We start from the raw sequence: 24,945 nt of genomic DNA, 5'->3' as shown, positions 1-24,945 counted from the left end.
CCGGCCAAGGCACGATCGTGTTTTCCCCATGACCCAAAAACTGTTCCTGTTGTTTCATATCGATCGCGACCGCTACGCCTTGCCGGCGTCGGATGTCGAGGTGGTGCTGCCGCTGGCCCAGTTCAAGCAGGTGCCGGGGACGCCGCCCTGGGTGGCGGGACTGTTCAGCTATGGCGGCCGCCATGTGCCGGTGATCGACATCAGCCGCCTGTCCCTGGACAAGCCGGCCGACGTGCGGCTGTCCACGCGCCTGGTGCTGGTGCGCTATGCACCGGCTGGCGCCGAGCCGCGCCTGCTGGGACTGGTGCTGGAGAAGGCCACCGACACCCTGTGCTGCGATCCGCAAGATTTCCTGGCGTCCGGGCTGCACAACGAACAGGCGCGCTATCTGGGGCCGGTGATGCGCCATCGTGACGGTTTGCTGCAATGGATCACGGTCGATGCGCTGCTGGATGCAGATACGCGCGCCTTGCTGTTTCCGCCCGGGCATGCGCTCGCCGGCGCTGGAGAGGCGCCATGAATGCATTGAAAGGCATTGCCGAAAAACTCAAGACAGCGATGGGGCTGGACATGGCTACCGTCGGTTCCAGCCTGATCGAGCGCGTGGTGCACGAGCGCATGGCGGCGCTGAACCTGGACAAGGACGAAACCTATCTGGCCCAGTTGCATATCGATCCGGCGGAATTGCAGAACCTGATCGAGCTGGCCGTGGTGCCGGAGACCTGGTTCTTCCGCGACCGCGAAGCGATGCTGGCGGTGGCGCGGCTGGGCCGCGAAAAGCTGGTCTCGGCGCAGGTGGCGCGGTTGCGCATCCTGAGCCTGCCATGCTCCACCGGCGAGGAACCATACTCGGTCGCGATGGCCTTGTTCGACCAGGGCGTACCGGCCTCGGCCTTCCGTATCGACGCCATCGACATCCGTACACGATCGCTGGAAATCGCCGCCGCCGGCTTGTACGGCCGCAACTCTTTTCGCGGACGCGAACTGGGTTTTCGCGACCGCTATTTCACCCAACAGGATACCGAGTGGCGCATTGCCGATGAGGTCAAGGCGCAGGTGGCTTTCGTGCCTGGCAATCTGCTGGCAGCCGATTTCATGCGCAACGAGCAGCCCTATGATTTCATCTTGTGCCGCAATGTGCTGATCTACTTCGACCGCGAGGTGCAACAGCAAGTGGTGGCCATACTGGACAGTCTGCTCAAGGATGATGGCCATATCTTCGTCGGCCCGGCCGAGGGCGGCATCATGTTGAATTCGCGGGTGGCGCCGGCAGGAATTCCGCTGGCCTTCGGTTTTCGCAAGCGCTGTGCTGACGAACCGGCTTTTCTGCCTGTATCGAAAACCATGCCGGTACGTGTGGCCGCACTGTTGCCCGTGCAGGCCAAGCCGCGGCCATTCGCGGCCAAGGCACGCCCTTCGGTGCCGCAGCCAGAAGCCGTTCCGGCAACCGGCCTGGCCCAGGCGGATCTGCTGGTGCAGGCGCGCCATCTGGCCGACCAGGGCGAGTTCGCGCGCGCCAACGCTTTGTGCGAAAAAGCCGTACAGGAGCATGGCCCCAGCGCTGAAGCGTTTTACCTGCACGGACTGATCAGCGACGCCGGCGGCGACGTGGCCGGCGCCCAGCGCTGCTACCGCAAGGCGATCTACCTTGCCCCCGATCACCATGAAGCCCTGCTGCATCTGGCCGCATTGCTGCAGGCCCAGGGAGATGCGGCTGGCGCCAGCCGCATGCGCGAGCGGGCCCAGCGCGTTGAACAGTCCGTCATGAAGACGGGAGGCCTGGCGCATGGATGAGAACAAGTTGTCCGGCGCATTGTCCGCCGAGGCCATCGACGATTGCTGGAACAGTATTGGCGTGCGCGGCGACAGTTCTTGCCCCGAACTGAAGGAGCACCTGCGCTGCCTGAATTGCCCGACCTATGCCCGCGCCGCCTTGCTGCTGCTGGATCGTGCGGCACAAACCACCGATCTGGCCCAGGGCTGGGCGCAGTCGGCTGAAGACGCGGCGCGCAAGGCGGAGCTGGCCAGCGCCGCAGAGGCCGGCCGCCGGCGCGAGTCGGCGCTGGTGTTTCGTGTGGGCGAAGAGTGGCTGGCGTTGTCGACTGATGCGGTCATTGAAGTGGCCGACGCGCGGGTGGTGCATAGCCTGCCGCACCAGCGCAACCGCGCCGTGCAGGGCGTGCTCAATATCCGGGGCGCGCTGCGCATTTGCGTGTCGCTGATGGGCCTGTTCCAGATCGCCGACGGCCACAGCGACAAGCGTGGCCGCAAGCACATGATCGTGGTGGAACATGAGGGGCAGACGCTGGTGTTCCCGGTCGACGAGGTCGCCGGGGTACACCGCTATGCGAGCGATGGCGTGGCGCCGGTGCCGACCACATTGGCGCACGCCGCCACCCAATACACCCGGGGCTTGCTGGACTGGCGCGAACACAAGGTCGGCCTGCTGGACCACGGCTTGCTGTTTTATGCGCTCAACCGGAGCATGGCATGAGTACGCCAGACCTGAGTCAGATGTCGATGCTGGACCTGTTCCGCTTCGAGGCGGAAAGCCAGATCCAGCAACTCAATGCCAGCCTGCTGCAACTGGAGCACGGAGCCGACCCTGCCGATCACCTGGACGCATGCATGCGCGCCGGCCATTCGCTCAAGGGGGCGGCGCGCATCGTCGGCCTGGATGCGGCAGTAAGAATTGCCCACGTGCTGGAGGATTGCTTTGTGCTGGCGCAGCAGGGCAAGCTGGTGCTGGGACGGCAGCATATCGACGTGCTGCTGCGCGGGGCCGATCTGCTGGCGCGCATCGCCAATCCGCCCGACGGCGACGAAGCCTGGGCCGACCATGCCGGCAGTGTCGAGGTGGCAGCGTTCATGAATACGCTGGCTCTCGTGATGAGTGGCGGCGAACTTCCCTCTCCGTCAGCCCAGACCGTTGTGCCGGAACAGCCGGCGGCGCCGCAGCCTGTGGCAGCACCGGTCGCGGACGTGCGCGAGCCGTCAGGCGGCTCGATGGCGCCGGGTGCCGTGCGCGCGGTGCGGGTCAGCGCGGAAAACCTGGACCGGCTGCTGAGCCTGTCCGGCGAATCCCTGGTCGAGTCGCGCCGGTTGAAACCATTTTCAGCGGGCATGCTGCGCATGAAACGCATGCAGAGGGAGGCCATGCAGGCGCTGGAATTGCTGCAGCAGAAGCTGGCCACCAGCGACGCCGATGAGACGGCGCATGCCACCCTGGGTGAAGTGCGCGCGCTGATGCAACAGAGCCAGCATCTGCTGGGCGACCAGTTGAATGAACTGGAGGCTTTCGACCGCCGTTCGGTGAACCTGTCGCAACGCCTCTACGACGAGGCCCTGGCGTGTCGCATGCGGCCCTTTGCCGACGGTACCGGCGGCTTCGCGCGCATGGTGCGCGATGTTGCCAATACGCTGGGCAAGAGCGTGCGGCTGGAGATTTCCGGTAGCGCCACGCAGATCGACCGCGACATCCTGGAAAAGCTGGATGCGCCGCTGGGCCATTTGCTGCGCAACGCCGTCGACCACGGCATTGAAAGCCCGCAGGAGCGCATCGCCGCTGGCAAGCCCGAACAGGGCCTGATCCGGCTGGAGGCGCGCCACAGCGCCGGCATGCTGCTGATTGAAGTCAATGACGATGGCGTCGGCATCGATCTCGAGCGCCTGCGCGCGATGGTGGTTCAGCGCAAGTTGTCCAATGAGGAGACTGCGGCCCGCTTGTCCGATGCCGAGTTGCTGGAATTCCTGCTGTTGCCAAGCTTCAGCTTGCGTGAAACCGTCACCGAGATTTCCGGCCGGGGCGTTGGCCTGGACGTGGTGGCCGACATGCTCAAGCAAGTGCGCGGCACCATTCGCATCACCACCAGGCCGGGACTGGGTACGCGCTTTTTGATGCAGCTTCCGCTGACCTTGTCGGTGATCCGCAGCCTGCTGGTAGACATCAATGGCGAGCCTTACGCCTTCCCGCTGGCCTATGTGAACCGCACCTTGCGCTTGCATCCGGATCAATTGCAGATCCTGGAAGGCTACCAGCACTTCAGCCACGAAGGCCGCCAGATCGGCCTGATCAGTGCCCACCAACTGCTGCGCCAGGGCGAATGGCGCGCGCGCGACGACAGCGTCTGCGTGGTGGTGATCGGCGACCATGAACATGCCTACGGCATTGCGGTCGACGCTTTCCTCGGTGAGCGTATGCTGGTGGTGCAGCCGCTTGATTCGCGCCTGGGCAAGATTCCCGACGTACTGGCCGGTGCGCTGATGGAAGACGGCGATCCCTTGCTGATCCTGGACGTGGCCGACATGGTGCGTTCGGTGGAAAAGCTGACGTCTTCGGGGCGGCTGGAGGCGGTCCACCACGCAGGCGCCGCGCAAGGTACTGGCGAGGCGCGCAAGAAGGTGCTGGTAGTGGACGACTCGCTGACGGTGCGGGAGCTGGAACGCAAGCTGCTGTCGAACCGTGGTTACCAGGTGACGGTGGCAGTAGATGGCATGGATGGCTGGAATGCCGTGCGCACCGAGCACTTCGATCTTGTGATTACCGACATCGACATGCCGCGCATGGATGGCATCGAGTTGGTCATGCTGATCCGTGGCGCTCCCAGCCTGCAGTCGCTGCCGGTGATGATTGTTTCATACAAGGATCGTGAAGAAGACCGGCAACGCGGTTTGGATGCCGGCGCCGACCGCTACTTTACCAAGAGCAGTTTCCACGACGAGAGCTTGTTGCAGGCCGTCGCGGACTTGATAGGAGACGCCGCACCGTGAAAATCGGCATCGTCAACGACACCTCGATGATGGTGGAAGTGCTGCGGCGGGTGATCGCCGAGACCGGCCGCCATGAATTGATCTGGATCGCCCGCAATGGCGAGGAAGCGGTGCAGATGTGCGCCTGGCAATTGCCGGATGTGGTGCTGATGGATCTGCTCATGCCCAAGATGGACGGCGTCGAGGCAACCCGTCGCATCATGCAGGAGACGCCGTGCCAGATTCTGATCGTGACCTCCGACATGGGCGGCAGCGCCGCCAAGATCTACGAGGCGCTCGGCCATGGGGCGCTGGACGCGACGCAGACTCCGGCACTGACAGGCGCGGCCGGCAAGCGCGATGCTGCGGCGCTGGTCGAGAAGATCGATAACCTGGGACGGCTGCCGCACGAAGCTTTGCCGCTGCCACTGCCGCACAGGACGGCCGCCGCTGGTCCCGCGCCGATGACGGCCGCCGCTGCAGTGCCGGCGGCTTACGATGGCTCGGTGCCGCTGGTGGCAATGGGGGCGTCGGCCGGTGGTCCGGCGGCGCTGGCAGAGATATTGCGCGCGATTCCGCGTGACTTCGGCGCGGCCATGGTGATCGTGCAGCATATCGATGCCGCGTTCGCCCCCGGCATGGCCGAATGGCTGAGGCAACAGGCACACATACCGGTGCGTCTGGCCGAGGAGGGAGACCAGCCGCAACGCGGCCAGGTTCTGCTGGCCGGCAGCAACAAGCATCTGGTGTTTCGCGGTGCTTCCACGCTGGGCTATGCGGCGGGTGCCCCGTCCGACGTCTACCGGCCCTCGATCGACATGTTTTTCAACAGCGTGGTCAGGTACTGGCCGAACAAGGCGGTGGGGGTGCTGCTTACCGGTATGGGACGCGATGGCGCTGTCGGCCTTAAGGCCATGCGCGAGAACGGATTTCACACGATTGCACAGAACCAGGCCAGTTGTGCGGTCTATGGCATGCCCAAAGCGGCGGTGGCGTTGAACGCCGCTGTCGAGGTGCTGCCTGTTACAGGGATTGCGGCGCGCTTGCAATCCTTATTGGCTGGAACTACCAGGAGGAACAAGGAATGATTTCGGTGAATGCCAGCATCCAGTCCGGCGCTGCTGCGCCACAGACGGAAGAGTACAAGATCATGGTGCTGCTGGTAGATGACCAGGCCATGGTAGGCGAGGCTATCCGCCGCGCGCTGCTCAATGAAAAAAATATCGACTTCCATTTTTGCAGCCGTGCCGAAGAAGCGCTGGCCGTCGCCGAACGTACCCGGCCGACGGTCATCCTGCAAGATTTGCTGATGCCGGGGGTGGACGGCATGACGCTGGTGCGCCAGTATCGCGCCAGCCCGGTGCTGGGCGGCATACCTATCATCGTACTTTCCAGCAAGGAGGACGCTACCGTCAAGCGTGATGCCTTCGCCGGCGGCGTCAACGATTACATGGTCAAGCTGCCCGATACGATAGAACTGGTGGCGCGTATCCGCTACCATTCGCGCGCCTACATCAACCTGCTGCAGCGCGACGCGGCCTACCAGGCCCTGCGCGAAAGCCAGCAGCAGTTGCAAAAGAGTAATTTTGAATTGCAGCGCCTGACCAATACCGATGGCCTGACCGGCATCGCCAACCGCCGCTATTTCGACGACTACCTGGAAGCAGAATGGAAGCGCGCCCGGCGCGAGAAGCTGGAGCTGTCGCTGCTGTTGATCGATGTCGATTTCTTCAAGCTGTACAACGACACCTATGGCCATGTGGCCGGTGACGAAGTGCTGAAGCAGCTGGCGCAGGCGCTCGATGGCAGCAGCATGCGTCCGGCTGACCTGGCGGCGCGTTTCGGCGGCGAGGAATTCGTCATGATCCTGCCGCGCACCGACATCGACGGCGCCCACATGATTGGCAGCAAGATATGCTCGCTGCTGGAGTCCCGGCAGGTTCCGCACTCGCGCTCTACCGCCAGCCAGTGGCTGACGGTAAGCATCGGCGCGGCCTGCCTGGTGCCGGATGAAGGGCAGGAGATCAAGGAACTGATCGAGATCGCCGACCGCCGCCTGTACCAGGCCAAGCAGCAGGGCCGCAACCGCGTGGTATGGCAGGACGCCTGAACATAACAACGTCAACCCAAGCAAGGAGGGCGGATGCGCGACATCGCCACATTGGAAGAATTGAAATCGCTGGCCGGCCAGGAAGTGGCGACCAGCGACTGGATCGAAGTGACGCAGGAACAGGTAAACCAGTTCGCCGATGCCACCGGCGACCATCAATGGATACACGTCGATGTCGAACGCGCGGCGCGCGAATTGCCGTTCGGCGGCACCGTGGCGCATGGCTTCTTTACCCTGGGGCTGCTGTCGCGCATGCTCGGCAATGCGATCAGCCTGGGGCAGGACGTCAAGATGCTGCTCAACTACGGCTTGAACCGCGTGCGTTTTCCGGCACCGTTGCCGGTGGGGCGCAGGGTGCGCGGCATCATCGTGCTGGAGTCGGTCGAGGATATTCCGGGCGGCGCCCAGCTGACCTGGGAGATCACCGTCGAGTGCGAGGGGACGGAAAAGCCGGTCTGTGTGGCGCAATTTCTGGTACGCCGCTATTAACGTCAGATTGGCGATGATCTGTACCGGCATGGCGGTGCAGATCATGCCGCCAATGTTCACGGCGCTTGCTGTCGATGTGTTGGTCTACAACATCGGATAAGGCAGGCCGTGATGATTTTCTTTTAACTCCTGTTGGGATAATGCTAATGTGAATGCATCCCGCGCCGCCTGGCGGCGCCGGATGCATTGACTTCAATGCGTATGTAAGGACGTCTGGTGGCAGTGGCCATGGAGATGGCCTCACACCACCGGACGATCGCGCGGCAGCTTGTCCTCGCCGTGTTTGTTTGCGCAAGAATCGCCCATGACGCCAGATCGTTCAGTACACCAAGCCGAAACAGGTTTTCACCAGAAGGCGCTCGCATTCAACAATGTGACCCTTTCCTATATCGCCCGCGGGGCGCCACTCGATCATTTGCTTGACCGTATCGCCAGCGGTTTCGCCCAGGCTTATCCGGCTCGTTCGCTGGGTATTTTCCTGTTCGATGCAGCGCAGTGCCGCTTGCGGATCGGCTCTGCGCCGGGCATGTCGCCGCGCCATGTGCAGCAGATAGAGGCGTTCGATGTGGCGCAACCGGATACGCCCCAATTCTGGCAACGGTTCCAGGGCAGCGGCGCCGAACACGGTGTCGAATTGCTGGAGATGCTGCCGCTGCGTTCCTTCACCGGGGATATCGCCGGTATCCTGGTGGTGTGCGGTCGATCTGGCGCGCCGGACGATCTGCAATATCGCGACATCGCTTATCGGCAGACGGTGGGGGCGGCGGTCTCGATGGCAATGCTGTCCATCGAGCGCTCGATGGCGCCGGCGCATGTCCGGCCGCCGGCCGAGGCGGCCGGGCCCGGCGACGAACGCATGGCGCTGGCCATCGAAGGCAGCGGCACCGGCATATGGGATCGCAATGCGGTGACCGGCGAGATCTATTATTCGCGCGGCTGGAAGGCAATCCTCGGGTATGAGGACTGGGAGCTTTCCAATCATATCGAAGACGCCTATAAGCGGGTGCACCCTGACGATTTGCCCTATGTGCAAGAGACCATCCAGCGCCACTTCGACGAGAAATCCGATACGTATGTCGTGGAGCACCGTATTTTGTGCCGCGATAACAGCTACAAGTGGATCTGCAGCCGCGGCAAAGTGGTGGCGCGCGATGCCCAGGGCAACGCGTTGCGCATGATCGGCACCACCACCGACATCACTGAACTCAAGCTGCTGACCGAGAAGTTGCGCAAAAGCGGACAGTTGCTGGCCGACCTGACCAACGAGATTCCCGGGATGGTCTTCCAGTACCGTATCCCGCCGGGAAAGGCGGGTTACTTCACTTATGTCAGCGAAGGCGTGCGGGAGACCTATGGCCTGGCGCCGGAGCAATTGTTGGCCGATGCCACCGTGATCGAAACCATCATGCATCCGGACGACCTTCCGGCTTACCTTGCGTCGCTTCAGGCCATCGCCGGCGGGGCTGCCCACTGGCGCCTGGAGTACCGCGTGGCCGCGCCTGGTAGCGGCCAGGAAATGCGCTGGCTGCGCGGCCATGCCAAGCCACGCCGGCTGGGTGACGGCAGCATGCTATGGCACGGTTTTATCAGTGACGCCAGCGAAAGCAAGGCGATCGAATTGGAACTGCAGGAATTTGCGTTGACCGATTTCCTGACCCAGGTGCCCAACCGCCGCTATTTCATGAAACGGCTGGAGGAGGAGCACGGCCGCATCCAGCGCAGCAGCGATGGCCGCGCCGCCTTGCTGATGTGCGACCTGGACCATTTCAAGGCCATCAACGATACCTACGGCCATGCCGTCGGCGACCAGGTGCTGAAGAACTTCGCCGACGTGCTCAAGGCGCAGTTGCGCAAGAGCGATACGGTGGGGCGTTTCGGCGGCGAGGAGTTTGCGGTGGTCCTGGCCGATGCCGATGCGCAGGTCGCTGCCGTCTTCGCCGAACGCTTGCAGCGCAGCTTCGCCGCGCAGCCGCTGGTATTGGATGGGCAGGCCATCCTTGTGACGCTGAGCATCGGCATCGCCATCATCCATCCCGATTGCGAATGTCCCGAGACGGCGCTGCGGCAGAGCGATGATGCGCTCTACTGCGCCAAGGAAAACGGGCGCAACCGTGTCGAGGTCGCGCCCGTGCAAAGCTGATGCCGATTGCCGCTCAGCGCTTCTGATACTGGCCTTTTCCAAACAGCAGATCCTTGGCCTTGTCGTCGGTCAAGGGCTTGCGCTTGTCGGCCAGCACGGCCACGCCGCGCTGCACGGCCGGGCGTGCAGCGATGGCGTCGAACCAGCGCTTGACGTTGGGGTAGTCGGCCAGGTCGATGCCCTGGTTCTTGTGCGAACGGGTCCAGGGGAAGCTGGCGATGTCGGCAATGGTGTACTCATCGCCGGCCAGGTAGGCGTGCTTGCCGAGCTGCTTGTCCATCACTTGGTAGAGGCGCTTGGCCTCGTTGCTGTAGCGGTTGATGGCGTATTCGATCTGCTCCGGGGCATACAGGCGGAAATGGTGCGCCTGGCCCAGCATCGGCCCCAGGCCGCCCATCTGGAACATCACCCATTGCAGCACTTCATATTTCTCGCGGTCGGTCTTGCCGAGGAAACGGCCGGTCTTGCCCGCCAGGTAAATCAGGATCGCGCCCGATTCGAATAACGAGATGGGCTTGCCTTCCGGGCCATCCGGATCGGTGATGGCGGGGATCTTGTTGTTCGGGGATATTTCCAGGAACGCCGGCGAGAACTGGTCGCCGGCGCCGATATCGATGGCATGCGCGGTGTAAGGCAAGCCGCATTCTTCCAGCATGATGTGAACCTTGTGGCCGTTGGGCGTGGCCCAGCTATAGACGTCGATCATGTGTGTCCTTGTCGTTATCCGGTTGATTCGATGGTGGCGCACCTGCGATGGCTGCCGTCAGGGGGGCGGTGCATTTTTTCGCCAGGCTAGTGTAGCGGAAGGCGGATGTGGCTGCAGGAGGCGGGAGCGGTGCGGGCAGGAGAATGGGGGAGGGGCGAACCTCGCCCGGAGATGCCCGGGCGAGGCCGTGTTGCAGCGATGGGTGTTACAGCTTGGCCAGCCGGTCCAGCGCCAGGCGCAGCGTTTCATCCTTCTTGGCGAAGCAGAAACGCACGATGCCCGATTCCTTGGGCGTGTTGTAGAAGGCCGAGACGGGAATCGCCGCCACGCCGATCTCGGTGGTCAGCCATTTGCAGAACTCGGCTTCGGAGAGGCCGGAGATGGCGCCGTATTTCACGCATTGGAAATAGGTGCCTTCCGAAGGCAGCAGCTCGAAGCGGGTGTTCTTGAGGCCATCGCGGAACAGGTCGCGCTTCTTCTGGTAGAAGGCCGGCAGGTCGAGGTAGGGCGCCGGGTCCTTCATGTAGGCAGCCAGGCCATACTGTACCGGCGTGTTGACGGTGAACACGTTGAACTGGTGCACCTTGCGGAATTCCGCGGTCATGGCGGCCGGTGCGGCCACGAAGCCGACCTTCCAGCCGGTGACGTGGTAGGTCTTGCCGAAGCTGGAGTTGATGAAAGTGCGCTGCGACAGTTCCGGATGGCGCGCCAGCGATTCGTGCTGACGGCCGTCGTAGACCATGTGTTCGTACACTTCGTCGGACAGGATCAGGATGTCGGTGCCGCGCACGATGTCGGCCAGCGACTGCACGTCGGCCGCTTTCATGATGCTGCCGGTCGGGTTGTGCGGCGTGTTGACCATGATCATGCGGGTCTTGGGCGTGACGGCAGCGGCCACTTTGTCCCACGGGATGCTGTAGCCGCGCTCGTCCACGTTCATCTGCACGAAGACCGGGATACCGCCGGCCAGTTCGATGGCGGGTACGTAGCAGTCGTATGCCGGTTCGATGACGATCACTTCGTCGCCGGCATGCACTGCGCACAGCACCGAGGTCAGGATGCCTTGGGTGGCGCCGGCGGTGACGGTGATTTCGCCGGCCGGATCATAGCGGCGGCCGTGGAGCTTCTCGACCTTGTCGGCGATGGCTTCGCGCAGGAGCTGTACGCCGGCCATCGGGGGGTATTGGTTCAGGCCATCCTGCATGGCGCTGGCGACAGCCTGTACCAGCGCCGGGTCGCAATTGAAATCGGGGAAGCCCTGGCCCAGGTTGACCGCGCCCTTTTCGCTGGCGAGCGCGGACATGACGGTGAAAATGGTGGTGCCGACGTTGGGCAGTTTGGTGACGATATTAGCTGGAGCGCTCATTGCTGCTGGGCCTGATCCTGAAGTGTTTTTCACAAGCCAAGTATTTTAGCCGGAATCGCTGTCCGGCATTTTTGCGCTGCATCAGGAATCAATCCGGGGATGGCAGAGGAAATGCGTCCAGCCGCCAGTGCTGCGGCTGGATGATCGAAAACATGCCTTTGCGCAAAGTCTTTTTGGCCAGCTTCAGCACGGCCTTGTCTTTGCTGACCAGGACATGTGCCTGGCATTGCAGGGCCAATTCCAGGAATTTCTGGTCATCCTTGTCAGTGCAGAGCGGCAGGCCGAAGGTGTTGACTTCAGCCAGCGGCAAGCAGTGCAGCAGGCGGTCGAATTCGGCGCAGATGGCCGGCTTGTCGGCGGCAGTGACCGGCAGATGCGGATAATCCAGCACGGCCAGCCATTCGTTGCGGCAGTCTTCGCGGGTGTAGGCCTGCACGCTGCCGTCCCGCAATGCTTGCAGCAGGGCATTCCAGCGCGGATCGCGGAAGACGAACAGGTCGAGGCAGACGTTGGTGTCCAGCACCAGCCGCTGGCGTTCACTTGCAGCTGGTGCGGGTCCGATGGTAGGTACGGTGGATGCGTTGGGGACTGGTATTGCCGGAATGCTCATTCAATCATCAATCTAGTTGTCGATGCCGTGGTTGGCTTCAGGCGGCATGCCATGCGGTTGGAGCAGGTTGCCGCCCGCTTCGAGCACATCATACCCCTGGTCGGTGACGCGCCAGAAATTGTGCATGTCTACCGCTACCAGGCCACGGTCGTGCAGCAGTCGCAAATGGTGCAGGATCAGTTCCGGCGCCAGGTGCTTGACCGACAATTCTCCCTGGATCTTTTCCACATCGCCGTAAATGGTGCCAAAGGAGGCCAGGGTCTTGAGGATGTCGCCCATCAGGGCCTTGTCGCGTTTCATGGTCTGCTCCTTGCCTCTCGGCGTGGCTGCCGCAATTGGGGCGATTGTGCTTTTGCCAATGCACCACTAATGAATGTAGTCGTTTCTTGTATTGACCGCAAAAGCGGGCGCAAGTGCCTGCCGGGCCTGGCGACGGTTTGCATTATTGGTTAACGGCAATTTGCATGGCGGACTTGAGTGCCATGCCGGCGATAAAAAAACAGCCCCGCGAACGAGGCTGTCGAATACTTTTCGTAACGGCAATATTTGTAGGAATTCGTTTTCAAAATTGTTCCCATGCGTCGTCGTCGCTGGCGGCCATGGATTTGGGTTCGGCCTTTTTTGCGGGCAGGGCCGGCTTGCCCGGTATGGATTTGAAGGCAGGTGCGGCAGCCGGTTTTGGTGTCGGTTTGATGGTGGACTTTGCCGTCGATGTGACGCTTGCGGTGGTGTGCGAGCGATCCAGCTTGAACACGCTGACCAGTTCGGCGAGTTTTCCTGCCTGATCCTGCAGGGAGCCGGCGGCTGCAGCCGCTTGTTCGACCAGCGCGGCATTTTGCTGCGTGACTTCGTCCATCTGGGTGATGGCGAGGTTGACCTGTTCGATGCCATCGCTTTGTTCCTGGCTGGCGGAGCTGATCTCGCCCACGATGTCGGTCACGCGGCGCACGCTGGCCACCACTTCGGTCATGGTGGTGCCGGCCTGTTCGACCAGCTTGCTGCCGGTATCCACCTTGGCCACCGAGTCGTCGATGAGCGCCTTGATCTCCTTGGCCGCCGATGCCGAACGCTGCGCCAGCGAACGCACTTCCGAGGCCACCACGGCGAAGCCGCGCCCTTGCTCGCCGGCCCGCGCCGCTTCCACCGCAGCGTTCAGCGCCAGGATGTTAGTTTGGAAGGCGATGCCATCGATGACGCTGATGATGTCGACGATCTTCTTGGACGACTCATTGATCGACCCCATGGTTTCCACCACCTGGCCGACCACGCCGCCGCCCTGGACCGCCACGTCGGAGGCCGAGTTGGCCAATTGGTTGGCCTGGCGCGCATTGTCGGCGTTTTGCTTGACGGTGGAGGTCAGCTCTTCCATGGCCGAGGCGGTCTGTTCCAGCGAACTGGCTTGTTCTTCGGTGCGCGATGACAGGTCGAGGTTGCCGCTGGCGATTTCACGCGAGGCGGTGCTGATCGTGTCCGTACCCTGGCGCACCTGGCCGACGATGCGCAGCAGGCTGTCGTTCATGGCCTTGAGCGATTGCATCAGGCGGCCGGTTTCGTCGCGGCTGGCAGGTTTGATCTCAACGGTCAGGTCACCGTCGGCCACGCGCTGGGCGACATGCATCGCATCCTGCAGCGGGCGCGACACGATGCGCGCAACCCAGGTCGCCAGCAGCAGACCCAGGCCGATGCAGCAAGCCAGCAGGATGGCGATCATCGTGCGGGAGCTTTCGTAACGGACCTGGGCGTCGTTGTCGGTGGTGTCGGCGGCATCGACATTCAGGTTGACCACCTTATCCAGCGTGTCGAACAGCCGCAGGTAGACCGGCGTGAGCTGGTTGAGCAGGATATCGCGCGCCTCGTCGATTTTCTGTTCCCTGACGCGCCCGGCGATGGTCTGGTGTATGCCGGTAAAGGTCGCGAGATCGGCCTTGATGGCGGTGAAGTTGACTTTCTCCGCCTCGGTATCGACCAGTACCGAGTACTTCTCCAGCGCCTTGTTCAGCACGCTGAACTGGGCTGCGATCAGCTTCTCGTTGTTTTCCACGTTATTTTCATTGCCGGGCAGGAGGTGCTGGAGCTGGACCGTCCGTATGCGCGCCAATGCGACCTTGGCTTCCAGCGGATAGCGCACGCTGGGCAACGAGTCGGTGGCGATCTTGGTCGATGCGTCGTTGACCTTGGACAGTTGTACGATGGAAAACACGCCCTGGATGGCGGTCAATGCCAGGATCGCAGCGAAAGTAATGAGCAGTTTGCGCGCGATACGTAAATCATAGAACCAGTTCATGGCTGTTCCCCTTCGTCGGATGAATTTGTTGCCAGTGTAGAAGTGCCGATGGGTGGGCAAAGGGCGCAAAAGCGCCGCCTTTGCGTAGCAAATTCGGGGATCGCAGCGGTTTCCAGTGTTGGGCGGCGCACGCAATGGACGAGCTTTGGGTATCATTGCGCCAACCTGTTGATTGGATGAAATCCCATGCTGATTGTTTTGTCTCCCGCCAAGTCGCTTGATTACGATACGCCACCTGTTACCGACGTCCACACTACTCCCGCTTTCATTGCACGTTCGGCCGAACTGATCGAGGTGCTCAAGAAGCTCTCGCCGGCCCAAATCGGCAGCCTTATGGGCATTTCCGATCAATTGGCGGTACTCAACGTGAACCGGTATGCATCGTGGTCGCGCAAGTTCACCGGCAAGAATTCCAAGCAAGCGGTGCTGGCCTTCAATGGCGATGTGTATGAGGGCCTGGATGCGAATTCGCTTAATGCCAAGCAGCTCGACTATGTGCAACAGCACGTGCGCATCTTGTCCGGCTTGTACGGCATGCTGCGTCCGCTGGACCTGATGCAGCCTTACCGCCTGGAGATGGGGACCAAGCTGGCCAATCGTCATGGCAAGGACTTGTATGCTTTCTGGGGCAGCGAGATCACCGAGACCCTCAATCGCGAACTGGAGGCGCAGAAGGCGCCGGTGCTGGTGAACCTGGCATCGGAAGAGTATTTCAAGGCGGTCAAGCCCAAGCTGCTCAAGGCCAAGGTGATTTCACCGGTGTTCGAAGACTGGAAGGGCGGCAAGTACAAGATCATCTCGTTCTATGCCAAGCGCGCACGCGGCCTGATGGCGCGCTATGCGGCCCAGAAGAACATCAGCCAACCGGAAAAGCTCAAAGGTTTCAACCTGGATGGGTATGCGTTTGCCGAAGAGGCCTCGACCGACAGCAGTTGGGTGTTCCGCCGCAAGCTGGAGGCCTGAGGTATCGTCTGCGGCGCTTGATGCTGTTGTCTTTGGGAAATAAAAAAGCCTCGCGATGCGAGGCTTTTCGTTTGGCGGATTGGGTCGGGCTTGCCGTTACCAGATCTTCCACCAGGCTTTGTCTTTCTTCTTGGGGCCGCCGGTGTAGTAGGGGCTGTTCGGATAGTTGGCCTTGATGACGCGCTCGGTGTCGTCGCGCAGCTTGGTTTGTCCCAGTGCGTCGTAGGAGCGCATCAGGATGAACAGGGCCTCTTCGTTGGCCGGCGCGTCCGGGTATTGCTTGATGGCGGCCTGGGCGCGGTTGGCGGCCGACACATAGGCGCCGCGGCGGTAGTAGTAGCTGGCCACGTGCACGTCGTATTGCGACATGGCGTTGACCAGGTACTTCATGCGGGCGATGGCGTCCGGCGTGTACTTGCTGTCAGGGAAGCGCTCGGCCAGCAACTTGAACGAGTCGAACGCGTCGCGCATCGCCTTGGGGTCGCGCTCGGTGTTGTCCTGGTCGGTGAAGGTGTCGAAGATGCTGGTGCGGTCGTTGAAGTTGATCAAGCCGCGCAGGTAGTACATGTAGTCGACGTTGGGGTGGTTCGGGTGCAGCTTGATGAAGCGGTCCACGGCAGCCAGGCCTTGCGCCTGTTCATTCTGGCGGTAGTAGGCGTAGGCGATATCCATCTGCGCCTGCTGGGCGTAAGTGCCGAACGGATAGCGCGATTCCAGCTTCTCGAAATACTTGATTGCCTTGTCATAACCACCGGCGTTCAGTTCATCCTTGGCTTCCGAGTATAATTTCGCGGCAGACCAGCCGGTAGTCTCGTCCTTTTGCTCCGGCAACAGACCGCAAGCCGTGAGAGACAGGGCAAAGCCGACGGTGATTAACTTCAATAAGATTTTGTGCATGACTCTTGTGTGCTTGTCTGAATGCTTACCGTTTTTTTGCATGTCGGGCGCGAACGCCTTACCGAGTCGGCTGCATGGTTAACCCAAATACAATCCACCCGATCCGGCGATTATAGCTGATGTCACGTAAGAAACCCCCTCAGATTACAAATGGCGAACAGCCTGTAAAGAACGACCTTCCCGACGACGAATTCGACGAGGGCGACGACGCCTCCGAAGTATCGGCGTCCGAATTGGCGCCCATTTCGCTGCGTCTGACCGACGATGCCATCGGCCAGCGTTTGGATAAGGTGCTGTCAGGCCTGATCCCGGAATTTTCCCGCAATCGTATCCAGCAGTGGATTGAAGACGGCTACGTTACCGTCGATGGCGCCCCGGCCAAGGGCAAGATGACCATGCTGGGCGACGAGCAGGTGGAAGTGGCGCCGCAATCGGCGCCGCAGGACCATGCCTACGGCCCGGAGCCGATGGCGCTGGATATCCTGCACGAGGACAAGTCCATCATCGTGCTCGACAAGCCGGCCGGGCTGGTGGTGCATCCCGCTGCCGGCAACTGGAGCGGCACCTTGCTCAACGGCCTGCTGCACCATTGTCCGGGACTGGCCAATGTGCCGCGCGCGGGGATCGTCCATCGCCTGGACAAGGAAACCAGCGGCCTGATGGTCGTGGCCAAGACGCTGTCGGCGCAGACCGATCTGGTGCGCCAGTTGCAGGCGCGCACCATGAAGCGCCAGTATCTGGCGCTGGTATGGGGATTGCCGCAACTGTCCGGCACCGTCGATGCGCCGATGGCGCGCCATCCGCGCGACCGCATCAAGATGGCGGTGTCGCAAAGCATGACGGCCAAGCCGGCGGTGACGCATTACCGCCGCCTGGCTACCGGCCTGATCGACAGCAAACCGGTCAGCCTGGTGCATTGCCGCCTGGAGACCGGGCGTACGCACCAGATCCGTGTGCACCTGCAGTCGCTTGGTTTTCCGCTGGTAGGTGATGCGCTGTACGGCAAGCAACACCTGGCTTCGGTGTTTCCGCGTCAGGCGCTGCAAGCGGCCCGTTTGGGGCTGACGCACCCGACTTCCGGCAAGTTCAGGCAATGGGCGGCGCCGCTGCCGCAGGATATTGCGGATCTGCTGGTGCGGGCAGGCATCGATCCGGCGCTGGCGATGATTCCGGAAATGTCCAGCGAACCGGACCCGATGACGGGCGATCTGGACGACGACGAATACTGAGGAAGGCACGCATGGAGTTGCTGATCCCGGAATGGGATGCCCCCGCTAATATCGGTGCACTGGCCACTTTGCGCGCCGGCGGCTACAGCGCGCATCCTTATGGCGAAGGCGAAGGCGAAGGCGGCCTGGGATTGAACCTTGGCGCCCACGTCGAAGACGATCCCGCGCTGGTAGCGAAAAACCGCGCCTTGTTGCGCCGCCTGTTGCCGCAGGAGCCGGCCTGGCTGTCGCAGGTGCATGGCACGACGGTAGAGGATGCCGCAACCGCGCAGCCCGCCGCCCAGGCCGATGGCTGCGTCAGTGCTTTGGCCGGCGCCGTGTGCGTGATGATGACGGCCGATTGCCTGCCGGTTCTGTTGTGCGACCGCGCCGGGACGGTGGTGGGCGCGGCCCACGCCGGCTGGCGTGGATTGGCGGCAGGCGTATTGGAAAACACCGTGGCGGCAATGCGCGCGCGCGGCGGGAAAGACATCATGGCCTGGCTGGGGCCGGCGATTGGGCCGGAGCAGTTCGAAGTCGGCGCCGAAGTGCGCGAAGCCTTCATGCAGCACGACGCCACGGCCGATGCGGCCTTCCGCAGTGTCGCAGGCCGGCCGGGGAAATTTCTGGCCGACATCTATCATCTGGCGCGCCTGCGGTTAAATGCAGTTGGGGTAGCCGATATTTTCGGAGGCGGGCTGTGTACGGTCAGCGATACCCGTTTTTATTCTTATCGGCGCGACAAGGCTACCGGCCGCATGGCTTCGCTGATCTGGCTTAAGTAGCGGCGGATATCCGATTGAAGCATGGCAGCCTGAGAGGGCTGCCATTTTTATTTGCGTTTGCCGTTGTCGCTTGAAGATAAATACGGCGGGTTGGCGGCCTTGGGCGGCCGATGCGAATGTGCCTGCAGGGCCTGGATCAATTCGCGTGTATGGCCGGGCAGGCCGTCGAGGCCGCGTACGCAGATCAGCAATTGCCGCTTGGCCCAGGCATCGGCCAATGGAAGGACTCGGATATCCAGATGGGCGGCGCAGGCGTAGGCCGCGGTTTCAGGGATGACCGCCACACCGACCAGTTGCTCGACCATGCGGCAGATGCCGTCGAAGCTGCGTAGCCGCACCCGGTATTGCAGGCGTTTCCCGGCGCGCGTGGCATGGCCTGAGAGATGCTGCTGCAATGCGCTGTCGCCGGACAGGCCGACGAAATCCTCCCCCAGCAATTCGCCGAAGGCCACCGATTTGCGCTTGGCCAGCGGATGCTTTTTCGCCAGCACGGCGACCAGGTGGTCCTGGCGGAAGGGAAAGGTCTGCAAAGGGCCGCTGTCGGTCGAGTCGGCGATGATGCCCACGTCGGCCACGCCGTCCACTACGGCTTGCACCACTTCATAACTCAGTTTTTCTTCCAGTTCGATATCGGTGTGCGGATGGCGCGCCAGGAAAGAGGCCAGGACTTCCGGCAGGAATTCGGTCATGGCGGAGGTATTGCACAGCAGCCGGATGTGGCCTTTCAACCCTTGCGCGTACTGGCCCAGTTCGTCGCGCAGCTGTTCCATTTGCTGGCCCATCATGCGGGCATGGTGCGCCAGTGCACGGCCGGCGTCGGTCGTCTGTATGCCGCGCCGGCCGCGTTCCAGGAGGGCGGTGCCGAGCGCATCTTCCATGTTGCGGATACGCGCGCTGGCCGAGGCCAGCGCCATGTGCGCACGGGCCGCGCCGGCGGTGATGCTGCCGCTTTCCACGATGTGCAGGAAAAGGCGCAGGTCAGAGAGGTCGAATCGGTTGCTCATCGGCAGGAGGTGATGGTGGCCAGCCTTCGTCCATGACGAAGGCTGGCTAAGTGTATTCCACATTTCCAGATGGCGCGAGGGCTGGCAGACTACAAGTTGTCTGACTTCTTTTGCCATCCTCTACCGGTCCTACACCATGCAATCTCTTCTTTCCTTCATGGGCATGAACTCCAATGTGCTGGCGGTTTGCCTCGGCGTGTTCCTGCTGGCCGGTTTCGTCAAGGGCGTGATCGGCCTGGGGCTGCCTACCGTCGCAGTCGGGTTGCTTAGCCTTGCGATGCCGCCGGTGCAGGCAGCGGCGCTGTTGATTGTGCCTTCGATGGTGACGAATGTCTGGCAACTGCTGGCGGGCGGAGCCTTCATGGCGCTGGCCCGGCGGCTGTGGACCATGCTGGCAGGGATCATGCTCGGTACCTTGGCCGGCAGCGGATTCATGGGCGCCGACGGCGGCCGGCGTGCCATCATTGCGTTGGGCGTGGCGCTGGTGCTGTATGCGATAGCCGGCCTGGCATCGTTCAAGTTTTCGGTGTCGGCGGGAGCCGAGAAATGGTGGTCGCCGGTGATCGGCCTGGTGACCGGTTTGATTACTGCGGCTACCGGTGTGTTCGTGATCCCGGCCGTGCCGTACTTGCAGGCGCTTAACCTGGAGCGCGACCAATTGATCCAGGCGCTGGGTTTGTCGTTTACTGTCTCAACCGTCGCACTGGCGATCAATCTGGGGCAGGGCGGAGCCTTCGGCAGCAGCGTAGCCGGGGCATCGGCGGTGGTATTGTTGCCGGCGCTGCTGGGCATGGGGATCGGCACATGGGTGCGCAGCAAGGTCAAGGCGCAGACGTTCCGGCGCTGTTTCTTCGCCGGTCTGCTGCTGCTGGGCCTGCACCTGGCCTCGCACATGCTGGGGTGAACGGTGATGGCGGCTTGCGGCTGGAAGATCGAAGGACCGCGCATGCGCCCGCAAAACGAGGTGCATGTCTACGCGTATCTTGGTGGCCGGATGATCGGTATGCTTGACTGCCAGCTATGCGGAAGCGGTGTGCAGTTGCGTATGGCCTATGTGTCGCCACCTTGGCGCGGAAGTTCGGTGCTGCGGGATATGCTGGCTACCCTGAAGGGGCACTACCGGAAAATTGTCGTGTTGCATCCCCAGCGTCGCTGACGTTGTCGTGGCGCCGTAGTGAGATAAGGCAATGATGCGACGCGCAAATAACACGTCATGCGGATGGTGTCGGCACTGAATTGGTGCCCGTGAATTTTTCCTGATGTTTCCAGGCTGCCGGCAGGGGGGCGACGCCGAATTCATCTGGCCGGATGGTTGGCGCTGTCTTCCGTTTTTTTGGGCTCGCATTCGGCATGCTCGTCATTTGCCGACTCTTCCTTGCGTGCAGCTTTCATTTTCTCTCTCTTTTGTCGATTCCGCTTGCGTTGCGGTGTACCCATCAGGTATAAAACAACGGTCAAGGGAAATACGCCGTACAGCAGGAAGGTGGTCACTCCGGCGACCGCACTCTGTTCGGTGATCGACATCATGAAGACGACGTAGAGCCATGCGATAGCAACGATATACATGGTGACTGGAGCTTCGAGATAAACCGTAAAGATACGCGAAAATTGCAGATCCGAGCATGAACAAGCAGAATCCGCAGCAACCCTCTCCTGATGTATCCGCATGGCTGGCGCAGATGTCCGACCCAAAATTCTGGGCTTCTCTGCCGTCTCAATTCCAATCGCAATTCCAGCATCTCCAGCCCCCGCTGCAGGCTTTTCCCAATATGGGTTTTCCTTTCGGGGGCGCGGCGAGTGCCGGCGAATTTGACCCATCATCGCTGATGAAGCAGTTGGGCGAGTTGGGCGCCTCGCTGGATGCGGCCGACATGCTCCGCCTGCAGCAGGATTACGCGCAGCAGTTTTCAGAACTCTGGCAATCGGTGATGTCTGCCAAAACGCCCGCCATCACCGACCGCCGCCTTTCCGCGCCGGCCTGGCAGGAGAGCCCTTACTTCGCGTTTCAGGCCGCGGCCTACCAGCTTAATTCGCGCTTCCTGCTGACCTTGGCCGATGCAGTCAAGGGCACCGACAAGGTGCGCCATAAATTGCGCTTTGCGGTGCAGCAAATGATCGATGCGATGTCGCCTGCAAATTTCTTGGCGACCAATCCGGTTGCCCAGCAAAAGATTATCGAGACCCGTGGCGAAAGCCTGACCAAGGGCATTGCGCAATTGCTCGCGGACTTGCAGAAGGGCCATATTTCACAGACGGATGAGACCGCATTCGAAGTCGGCAAGGATGTCGGCGCCAGTGAAGGTTCGGTGATCTACGAGAATGAACTCTTCCAGCTGATCCAGTACACGCCGCTGACCAAAACCGTGCATGCGGTGCCGCTGTTGATCGTGCCGCCTTGTATCAACAAGTTCTACATCCTCGACTTGCAACCGCAGAATTCGCTGGTGCGCTATACGGTCGAGCAGGGGCATACGGTGTTCCTGATTTCGTGGCGCAATGCCGACGCTTCGGTCGATGGCGCCACCTGGGAGCAGTATGTCGACGGTGCTGTGGTCAATGCCATCCATATCGTCCAGGAAGTCAGCAAGCAGCCGCAGATCAATGCGCTGGGCTTCTGTGTCGGCGGCACTATTTTGTCGTGCGCGCTGGCGCTGCTGGCTGCACGCGGCGAGGATCCGGTGTCCAGCCTGACGCTGCTGACGACCTTTCTCGATTTCTCCGATACCGGCGCCATCGATGTCTATATCGATGAGATGCAACTGGCCATGCGCGAGCAGATGATCGGCAAGCGCGGCCTGATGGCCGGACGCGATTTTTCCAGTGCATTTTCCAGCCTGCGCCCGAACGACTTGTTGTGGAACTACGTCGAATCCAATTACCTGAAAGGGGAGACGCCGACCGCGTTCGACCTCCTGTACTGGAACGCCGACAGCACCAACCTGCCGGGGCCGATGTTCTGCTACTACCTGCGCCACATGTACCTGGAGAATGCCCTGAAAGATCCGGGGCGGCTCACCGTTGCCGGCGAGAAGATCGACTTGCGCAAGATCACTGCGCCGGCGTTCATTTACGCCTCGCGCGAGGACCATATCGTGCCGTGGAAGTCGGCTTATGCATCGGTGGCGTTGATCAATGCATCCAGGCATGCCAATAACCGTTTCGTGCTGGGGGCATCCGGCCATATTGCCGGCGTGATCAACCCGGCGTCCAAGAACAAGCGTAATTACTGGATCAACGACAAGCTGGAAGCCGATCCTGATACGTGGTTCGCCAAGGCCAAAGAGCATCCCGGCAGCTGGTGGACCGAATGGGCTGCCTTCCTGGGTAAGCATGCGGGCCGCAAGGTGGCGGCGCCCAAGGCCGCTGGTTCGGCAAAGTACAAGAAGATCGAACCGGCTCCCGGACGTTACGTGAAGGTCAAGGCCGATTAGCGGCCTGCATCATCAGGCAGCGATGAGTCGGACGAAGTAGGGATTCAGGGTGGCCGTGGCAATCGGCACTCTGAAAAATGCGGGCGCAGAGCAGACGCGAGAGAGGGGAGATATTGATATCCCCGGTAATCAATCCACACTAGGAGGCAGCACAATGAACAAGCGTATCGCATATGTGACCGGCGGCATGGGCGGTATCGGAACCGCTATCTGCACACGCCTTTGCAAGGACGGATATACCGTCGTGGCAGGTTGTGGGCCGAATTCCCCGCGCAAGGACAAATGGTTGGCAACCATGCGTGAGCAAGGCTTCGATATCCACGCGTCCGAGGGTAACGTCTCCGACTGGGAGTCGACCAAGCTGGCCTTCGAGAAGGTTCGGGCCGAGATTGGCGATGTCGATGTGCTGGTCAACAACGCCGGCATCACTCGCGACGGTCAATTCCGCAAGATGAGCAAGGCGGACTGGGATGCGGTCATCGACACCAACCTCAATTCGCTTTTCAACGTGACCAAGCAAGTCATCGATGGCATGGTGGAGCGCGGCTTCGGACGCATCATCAACATCTCTTCCGTCAACGGCCAGAAAGGCCAGTTCGGGCAGACCAATTATTCGACCGCGAAAGCCGGTATCCATGGCTTCACCATGGCACTGGCGCAGGAGGTGGCGACCAAGGGTGTGACCGTCAATACCGTCTCGCCTGGCTACATCGGTACCGATATGGTGCGCTCGATCCGGCCGGAAGTGCTGGAGAAGATTGTCTCCGGTATCCCGGTCAAGCGCCTGGGCGAACCGGAGGAAATCGCTTCCATCATCGCCTGGATCGCTTCGGCTGAAGGTGGTTACGCTACCGGTTCCGACTTCTCGCTGAACGGCGGCCTGTATATGGGCTGATGCAATTTTCTGCGGTTGGCGCTGCTTGCGTCGACCGCAGCATTTTTGCGAGGGATAATTCTTCGCATTGCAATATTGGTTTGCCCATTCGCACTCTTTCCCCCCTATAATGTTCGTATGCTGCCCTGCAAAATCATGGGCTGTATTGCGCTGGAACGAGCAGGGCAAAAGAAGCAAGAGGTAAGAGAGAGGACAGATAAGAATGTCCCAGACGTCTGCGGGCTGGGAGGCAACTGAAGCGGCCCGCAATCGCTGCAAACAATAGCCGCAACAGCGGCTGAAAAGAGAGACTGGACTTCAGATGACTACTGCAAAAAAATCGGCCGATCGCTTGATCAAGAAGTATCCCAACCGCCGTCTTTACGATACCCAAACCAGTTCCTACATTACCTTGACCGACGTCAAGCAGCTGGTGCTGGACAATGAAGAATTCACCGTGGTCGATGCCAAGAACGGCGACGACCTGACCCGCAGCATTCTGCTGCAGATCATCCTGGAAGAGGAATCGCACGGCGCGCCGATGTTCTCCAGCGGCGCACTGTCGCAGATCATCCGCTACTACGGCCATGCGATGCAGGGCATGATGGGCTCCTACCTGGAAAAGAACATCCAGACCTTCATCGACATCCAGAACAAGCTGGCCGAGAATTCCAAGGGGTTCTACGAAGGCAAGCCGTTCAGCCCCGAGATGTGGACCCAGTTCATGAATGTACAGGGACCGATGATGCAGGGCATGATGAGCAACTATATCGAGCAGAGCAAGAACCTGTTCATCCAGATGCAGGAACAGATGCAAAGCCAGACCAAGAACATGTTCGTCACCTTCCCGTTCGGTAATCCGCCGGACCAGAAGAAGTAAGGCGAAGCGCCGCGTTTGCCAGGTTTGCTGGCGGTGACCTGAAAAATGTAACGCTCGACTTTCCAAACGGCCCTCAGGGCCGTTTTGCATTTTGGCAAGTATTGCCGCGGTTTCGTGGAAAATATGTGCGAAAAAAGAGTAGAAGAGGGCGGTACGCGGTAGACAAGGTACAATACTGCCCTGATTTTTAAAGCTTTTTCCCGTCTTTCCTCCCAGCCAGTTTCTCCAGCCAGTTCATCATGTCCAACGCATCCTCTTCCAATACCCCGGCGCAGCCCAAGGTCGGTTTCGTCTCTCTCGGTTGCCCCAAGGCGCTGGTCGACTCCGAGCAGATCCTGACCCAGTTGCGCGCCGAAGGCTACGACACCGCCAAGTCCTACGACGGCGCCGACCTGGTGATCGTCAACACTTGCGGTTTCATCGACGCCGCGGTGCAGGAGTCACTGGAC

At 61.3% G+C, this 24,945-nt stretch carries 24 protein-coding genes and 1 pseudogene; 17 read left to right on the top strand and 8 right to left on the bottom strand.

Annotation, left to right across the window (positions count from 1 at the left end; all coding sequences use genetic code 11):
• Positions 1 to 28: 28 nt before the first annotated feature.
• The 8 genes from AKL28_RS11690 to AKL28_RS11655 all read left to right on the top strand — a co-directional run bounded on the left by AKL28_RS11690 (position 29) and on the right by AKL28_RS11655 (position 9,488).
• Positions 29 to 520 (top strand): chemotaxis protein CheW, encoded by a 492-nt coding sequence (locus tag AKL28_RS11690; RefSeq protein ID WP_050468316.1) that lies wholly within the window; start codon positions 29 to 31, stop codon positions 518 to 520.
• A complete protein-coding gene (locus AKL28_RS11685) occupies positions 517 to 1,794 on the top strand; it encodes a CheR family methyltransferase (protein WP_050468315.1) in 1,278 nt (425 codons plus the stop codon). Before AKL28_RS11690 ends, AKL28_RS11685 begins: the two co-directional genes overlap by 4 nt.
• On the top strand, positions 1,787 to 2,494 hold the full coding sequence (locus AKL28_RS11680) for a chemotaxis protein CheW (RefSeq protein WP_050468314.1): 708 nt from the start codon (positions 1,787 to 1,789) through the stop codon (positions 2,492 to 2,494). Before AKL28_RS11685 ends, AKL28_RS11680 begins: the two co-directional genes overlap by 8 nt.
• Positions 2,491 to 4,770, top strand: coding sequence for a hybrid sensor histidine kinase/response regulator (locus AKL28_RS11675; protein WP_050468313.1), 2,280 nt, complete (start codon positions 2,491 to 2,493; stop codon positions 4,768 to 4,770). Before AKL28_RS11680 ends, AKL28_RS11675 begins: the two co-directional genes overlap by 4 nt.
• On the top strand, positions 4,767 to 5,837 hold the full coding sequence (gene cheB / locus AKL28_RS11670) for a chemotaxis response regulator protein-glutamate methylesterase (RefSeq protein WP_050468312.1): 1,071 nt from the start codon (positions 4,767 to 4,769) through the stop codon (positions 5,835 to 5,837). The genes AKL28_RS11675 and cheB overlap by 4 nt, the downstream gene beginning before the upstream one ends.
• The gene (locus AKL28_RS11665; RefSeq protein WP_050468311.1) at positions 5,834 to 6,859 is read left to right on the top strand and encodes a diguanylate cyclase; all 1,026 of its coding nucleotides are present in this window, start codon (positions 5,834 to 5,836) and stop codon (positions 6,857 to 6,859) included. The genes cheB and AKL28_RS11665 overlap by 4 nt, the downstream gene beginning before the upstream one ends.
• Positions 6,860 to 6,892: 33 nt before the next feature.
• Positions 6,893 to 7,348 carry a MaoC family dehydratase gene (locus AKL28_RS11660; protein WP_050468310.1) on the top strand — a complete coding sequence of 152 codons (456 nt, stop codon included), beginning with the start codon at positions 6,893 to 6,895 and terminating at the stop codon, positions 7,346 to 7,348.
• A gap of 304 nt (positions 7,349 to 7,652) precedes the next feature.
• Positions 7,653 to 9,488, top strand: coding sequence for a sensor domain-containing diguanylate cyclase (locus AKL28_RS11655; protein ID WP_050468309.1), 1,836 nt, complete (start codon positions 7,653 to 7,655; stop codon positions 9,486 to 9,488).
• A 13-nt stretch (positions 9,489 to 9,501) separates the two neighbouring features.
• Here the strand turns inward: AKL28_RS11655 and AKL28_RS11650 are convergent, their stop codons facing one another.
• The 5 genes from AKL28_RS11650 to AKL28_RS11630 form a co-directional block, all read right to left on the bottom strand.
• Entirely contained in the window at positions 9,502 to 10,194 is a 693-nt protein-coding gene (locus tag AKL28_RS11650) for a glutathione binding-like protein (protein ID WP_050468308.1), read from the bottom strand.
• Positions 10,195 to 10,399: 205 nt separating this feature from the next.
• On the bottom strand, positions 10,400 to 11,560 hold the full coding sequence (locus AKL28_RS11645) for a pyridoxal phosphate-dependent aminotransferase (RefSeq protein ID WP_050468307.1): 1,161 nt from the start codon (positions 11,558 to 11,560) through the stop codon (positions 10,400 to 10,402).
• Between the two features lie 88 nt (positions 11,561 to 11,648).
• Positions 11,649 to 12,170 (bottom strand): putative toxin-antitoxin system toxin component, PIN family, encoded by a 522-nt coding sequence (locus AKL28_RS11640; protein ID WP_082221462.1) that lies wholly within the window; start codon positions 12,168 to 12,170, stop codon positions 11,649 to 11,651.
• A gap of 12 nt (positions 12,171 to 12,182) precedes the next feature.
• Positions 12,183 to 12,470: a hypothetical protein gene (locus tag AKL28_RS11635; protein ID WP_050468306.1), complete on the bottom strand. Its 288-nt coding sequence runs from the start codon at positions 12,468 to 12,470 to the stop codon at positions 12,183 to 12,185.
• A 262-nt stretch (positions 12,471 to 12,732) separates the two neighbouring features.
• A complete protein-coding gene (locus AKL28_RS11630; RefSeq protein ID WP_050468305.1) occupies positions 12,733 to 14,454 on the bottom strand; it encodes a methyl-accepting chemotaxis protein in 1,722 nt (573 codons plus the stop codon).
• 186 nt (positions 14,455 to 14,640) lie between these two features.
• Between AKL28_RS11630 and yaaA the strand changes: the two genes are divergently transcribed.
• Complete coding sequence (gene yaaA, locus AKL28_RS11625) at positions 14,641 to 15,417, top strand: peroxide stress protein YaaA (RefSeq protein WP_050468304.1); 777 nt, start codon at positions 14,641 to 14,643, stop codon at positions 15,415 to 15,417.
• Positions 15,418 to 15,513: 96 nt separating this feature from the next.
• On the opposite strand, the gene AKL28_RS11620 is transcribed toward yaaA, so the two are convergent.
• Positions 15,514 to 16,314: an outer membrane protein assembly factor BamD gene (locus AKL28_RS11620; protein ID WP_050468303.1), complete on the bottom strand. Its 801-nt coding sequence runs from the start codon at positions 16,312 to 16,314 to the stop codon at positions 15,514 to 15,516.
• A gap of 119 nt (positions 16,315 to 16,433) precedes the next feature.
• Between AKL28_RS11620 and AKL28_RS11615 the strand changes: the two genes are divergently transcribed.
• Complete coding sequence (locus tag AKL28_RS11615) at positions 16,434 to 17,543, top strand: RluA family pseudouridine synthase (protein ID WP_050468302.1); 1,110 nt, start codon at positions 16,434 to 16,436, stop codon at positions 17,541 to 17,543.
• Between the two features lie 11 nt (positions 17,544 to 17,554).
• The gene (gene pgeF / locus AKL28_RS11610) at positions 17,555 to 18,307 is read left to right on the top strand and encodes a peptidoglycan editing factor PgeF (RefSeq protein WP_050468301.1); all 753 of its coding nucleotides are present in this window, start codon (positions 17,555 to 17,557) and stop codon (positions 18,305 to 18,307) included.
• Positions 18,308 to 18,354: 47 nt separating this feature from the next.
• Here the strand turns inward: pgeF and AKL28_RS11605 are convergent, their stop codons facing one another.
• A complete protein-coding gene (locus AKL28_RS11605; protein ID WP_231602406.1) occupies positions 18,355 to 19,311 on the bottom strand; it encodes a LysR substrate-binding domain-containing protein in 957 nt (318 codons plus the stop codon).
• A gap of 136 nt (positions 19,312 to 19,447) precedes the next feature.
• On the opposite strand from AKL28_RS11605, the gene AKL28_RS11600 reads away from it, so the two are divergent.
• Together AKL28_RS11600 and AKL28_RS23910 are read left to right on the top strand one after the other, a co-directional pair.
• Positions 19,448 to 20,215: a sulfite exporter TauE/SafE family protein gene (locus AKL28_RS11600; RefSeq protein WP_050468300.1), complete on the top strand. Its 768-nt coding sequence runs from the start codon at positions 19,448 to 19,450 to the stop codon at positions 20,213 to 20,215.
• A gap of 42 nt (positions 20,216 to 20,257) precedes the next feature.
• Positions 20,258 to 20,467, top strand: coding sequence for a hypothetical protein (locus tag AKL28_RS23910; protein ID WP_231602405.1), 210 nt, complete (start codon positions 20,258 to 20,260; stop codon positions 20,465 to 20,467).
• A gap of 140 nt (positions 20,468 to 20,607) precedes the next feature.
• On the opposite strand, the gene AKL28_RS11595 is transcribed toward AKL28_RS23910, so the two are convergent.
• A complete protein-coding gene (locus AKL28_RS11595; RefSeq protein ID WP_050468299.1) occupies positions 20,608 to 20,877 on the bottom strand; it encodes a hypothetical protein in 270 nt (89 codons plus the stop codon).
• A 56-nt stretch (positions 20,878 to 20,933) separates the two neighbouring features.
• Here AKL28_RS11595 and AKL28_RS11590 point away from each other — a divergent pair, with 56 nt between their 5' ends.
• The 4 genes and pseudogenes from AKL28_RS11590 to rimO all read left to right on the top strand — a co-directional run.
• Positions 20,934 to 22,742, top strand: a complete 1,809-nt coding sequence (locus AKL28_RS11590) for a PHA/PHB synthase family protein (RefSeq protein ID WP_050468298.1) — start codon at positions 20,934 to 20,936, stop codon at positions 22,740 to 22,742.
• Positions 22,743 to 22,896: 154 nt separating this feature from the next.
• Positions 22,897 to 23,637 carry a 3-ketoacyl-ACP reductase gene (locus tag AKL28_RS11585; RefSeq protein ID WP_050468297.1) on the top strand — a complete coding sequence of 247 codons (741 nt, stop codon included), beginning with the start codon at positions 22,897 to 22,899 and terminating at the stop codon, positions 23,635 to 23,637.
• A gap of 301 nt (positions 23,638 to 23,938) precedes the next feature.
• Complete coding sequence (gene phaR, locus AKL28_RS11580) at positions 23,939 to 24,496, top strand: polyhydroxyalkanoate synthesis repressor PhaR (RefSeq protein ID WP_050468296.1); 558 nt, start codon at positions 23,939 to 23,941, stop codon at positions 24,494 to 24,496.
• 239 nt (positions 24,497 to 24,735) lie between these two features.
• A pseudogene (gene rimO / locus AKL28_RS11575) lies at positions 24,736 to 24,945 on the top strand (30S ribosomal protein S12 methylthiotransferase RimO); the annotation flags it as partial.

This window comes from Herbaspirillum chlorophenolicum (assembly GCF_001189955.1).
In the GTDB taxonomy this organism is placed as follows: Bacteria; Pseudomonadota; Gammaproteobacteria; order Burkholderiales; family Burkholderiaceae_D; genus Herbaspirillum; species Herbaspirillum chlorophenolicum.
The sequence above is the reverse complement of the archived record's forward strand: the minus strand, read 5'-3'. Positions and strand labels throughout refer to the sequence as shown.

Bases quoted from the DNA above. Each gene is read 5' to 3' on its own strand.
- AKL28_RS11635 (WP_050468306.1), bottom strand. From the start codon at position 12,470: ATGAAACGCGACAAGGCCCTGATGGGCGACATCCTCAAGACCCTGGCC.
- AKL28_RS11665 (WP_050468311.1), top strand. From the start codon at position 5,834: ATGATTTCGGTGAATGCCAGCATCCAGTCCGGCGCTGCTGCGCCACAG.
- AKL28_RS23910 (WP_231602405.1), top strand. From the start codon at position 20,258: ATGCGCCCGCAAAACGAGGTGCATGTCTACGCGTATCTTGGTGGCCGG.
- phaR (WP_050468296.1), top strand. From the start codon at position 23,939: ATGACTACTGCAAAAAAATCGGCCGATCGCTTGATCAAGAAGTATCCC.
- AKL28_RS11590 (WP_050468298.1), top strand. From the start codon at position 20,934: ATGAACAAGCAGAATCCGCAGCAACCCTCTCCTGATGTATCCGCATGG.
- pgeF (WP_050468301.1), top strand. From the start codon at position 17,555: ATGGAGTTGCTGATCCCGGAATGGGATGCCCCCGCTAATATCGGTGCA.
- AKL28_RS11680 (WP_050468314.1), top strand. From the start codon at position 1,787: ATGGATGAGAACAAGTTGTCCGGCGCATTGTCCGCCGAGGCCATCGAC.
- AKL28_RS11600 (WP_050468300.1), top strand. From the start codon at position 19,448: ATGCAATCTCTTCTTTCCTTCATGGGCATGAACTCCAATGTGCTGGCG.
- AKL28_RS11675 (WP_050468313.1), top strand. From the start codon at position 2,491: ATGAGTACGCCAGACCTGAGTCAGATGTCGATGCTGGACCTGTTCCGC.
- AKL28_RS11690 (WP_050468316.1), top strand. From the start codon at position 29: ATGACCCAAAAACTGTTCCTGTTGTTTCATATCGATCGCGACCGCTAC.
- AKL28_RS11660 (WP_050468310.1), top strand. From the start codon at position 6,893: ATGCGCGACATCGCCACATTGGAAGAATTGAAATCGCTGGCCGGCCAG.
- AKL28_RS11620 (WP_050468303.1), bottom strand. From the start codon at position 16,314: ATGCACAAAATCTTATTGAAGTTAATCACCGTCGGCTTTGCCCTGTCT.
- AKL28_RS11655 (WP_050468309.1), top strand. From the start codon at position 7,653: ATGACGCCAGATCGTTCAGTACACCAAGCCGAAACAGGTTTTCACCAG.
- AKL28_RS11605 (WP_231602406.1), bottom strand. From the start codon at position 19,311: ATGAGCAACCGATTCGACCTCTCTGACCTGCGCCTTTTCCTGCACATC.
- AKL28_RS11630 (WP_050468305.1), bottom strand. From the start codon at position 14,454: ATGAACTGGTTCTATGATTTACGTATCGCGCGCAAACTGCTCATTACT.
- AKL28_RS11595 (WP_050468299.1), bottom strand. From the start codon at position 20,877: ATGTATATCGTTGCTATCGCATGGCTCTACGTCGTCTTCATGATGTCG.
- AKL28_RS11650 (WP_050468308.1), bottom strand. From the start codon at position 10,194: ATGATCGACGTCTATAGCTGGGCCACGCCCAACGGCCACAAGGTTCAC.
- AKL28_RS11645 (WP_050468307.1), bottom strand. From the start codon at position 11,560: ATGAGCGCTCCAGCTAATATCGTCACCAAACTGCCCAACGTCGGCACC.
- AKL28_RS11640 (WP_082221462.1), bottom strand. From the start codon at position 12,170: ATGAGCATTCCGGCAATACCAGTCCCCAACGCATCCACCGTACCTACC.
- AKL28_RS11585 (WP_050468297.1), top strand. From the start codon at position 22,897: ATGAACAAGCGTATCGCATATGTGACCGGCGGCATGGGCGGTATCGGA.
- yaaA (WP_050468304.1), top strand. From the start codon at position 14,641: ATGCTGATTGTTTTGTCTCCCGCCAAGTCGCTTGATTACGATACGCCA.
- AKL28_RS11685 (WP_050468315.1), top strand. From the start codon at position 517: ATGAATGCATTGAAAGGCATTGCCGAAAAACTCAAGACAGCGATGGGG.
- AKL28_RS11615 (WP_050468302.1), top strand. From the start codon at position 16,434: ATGTCACGTAAGAAACCCCCTCAGATTACAAATGGCGAACAGCCTGTA.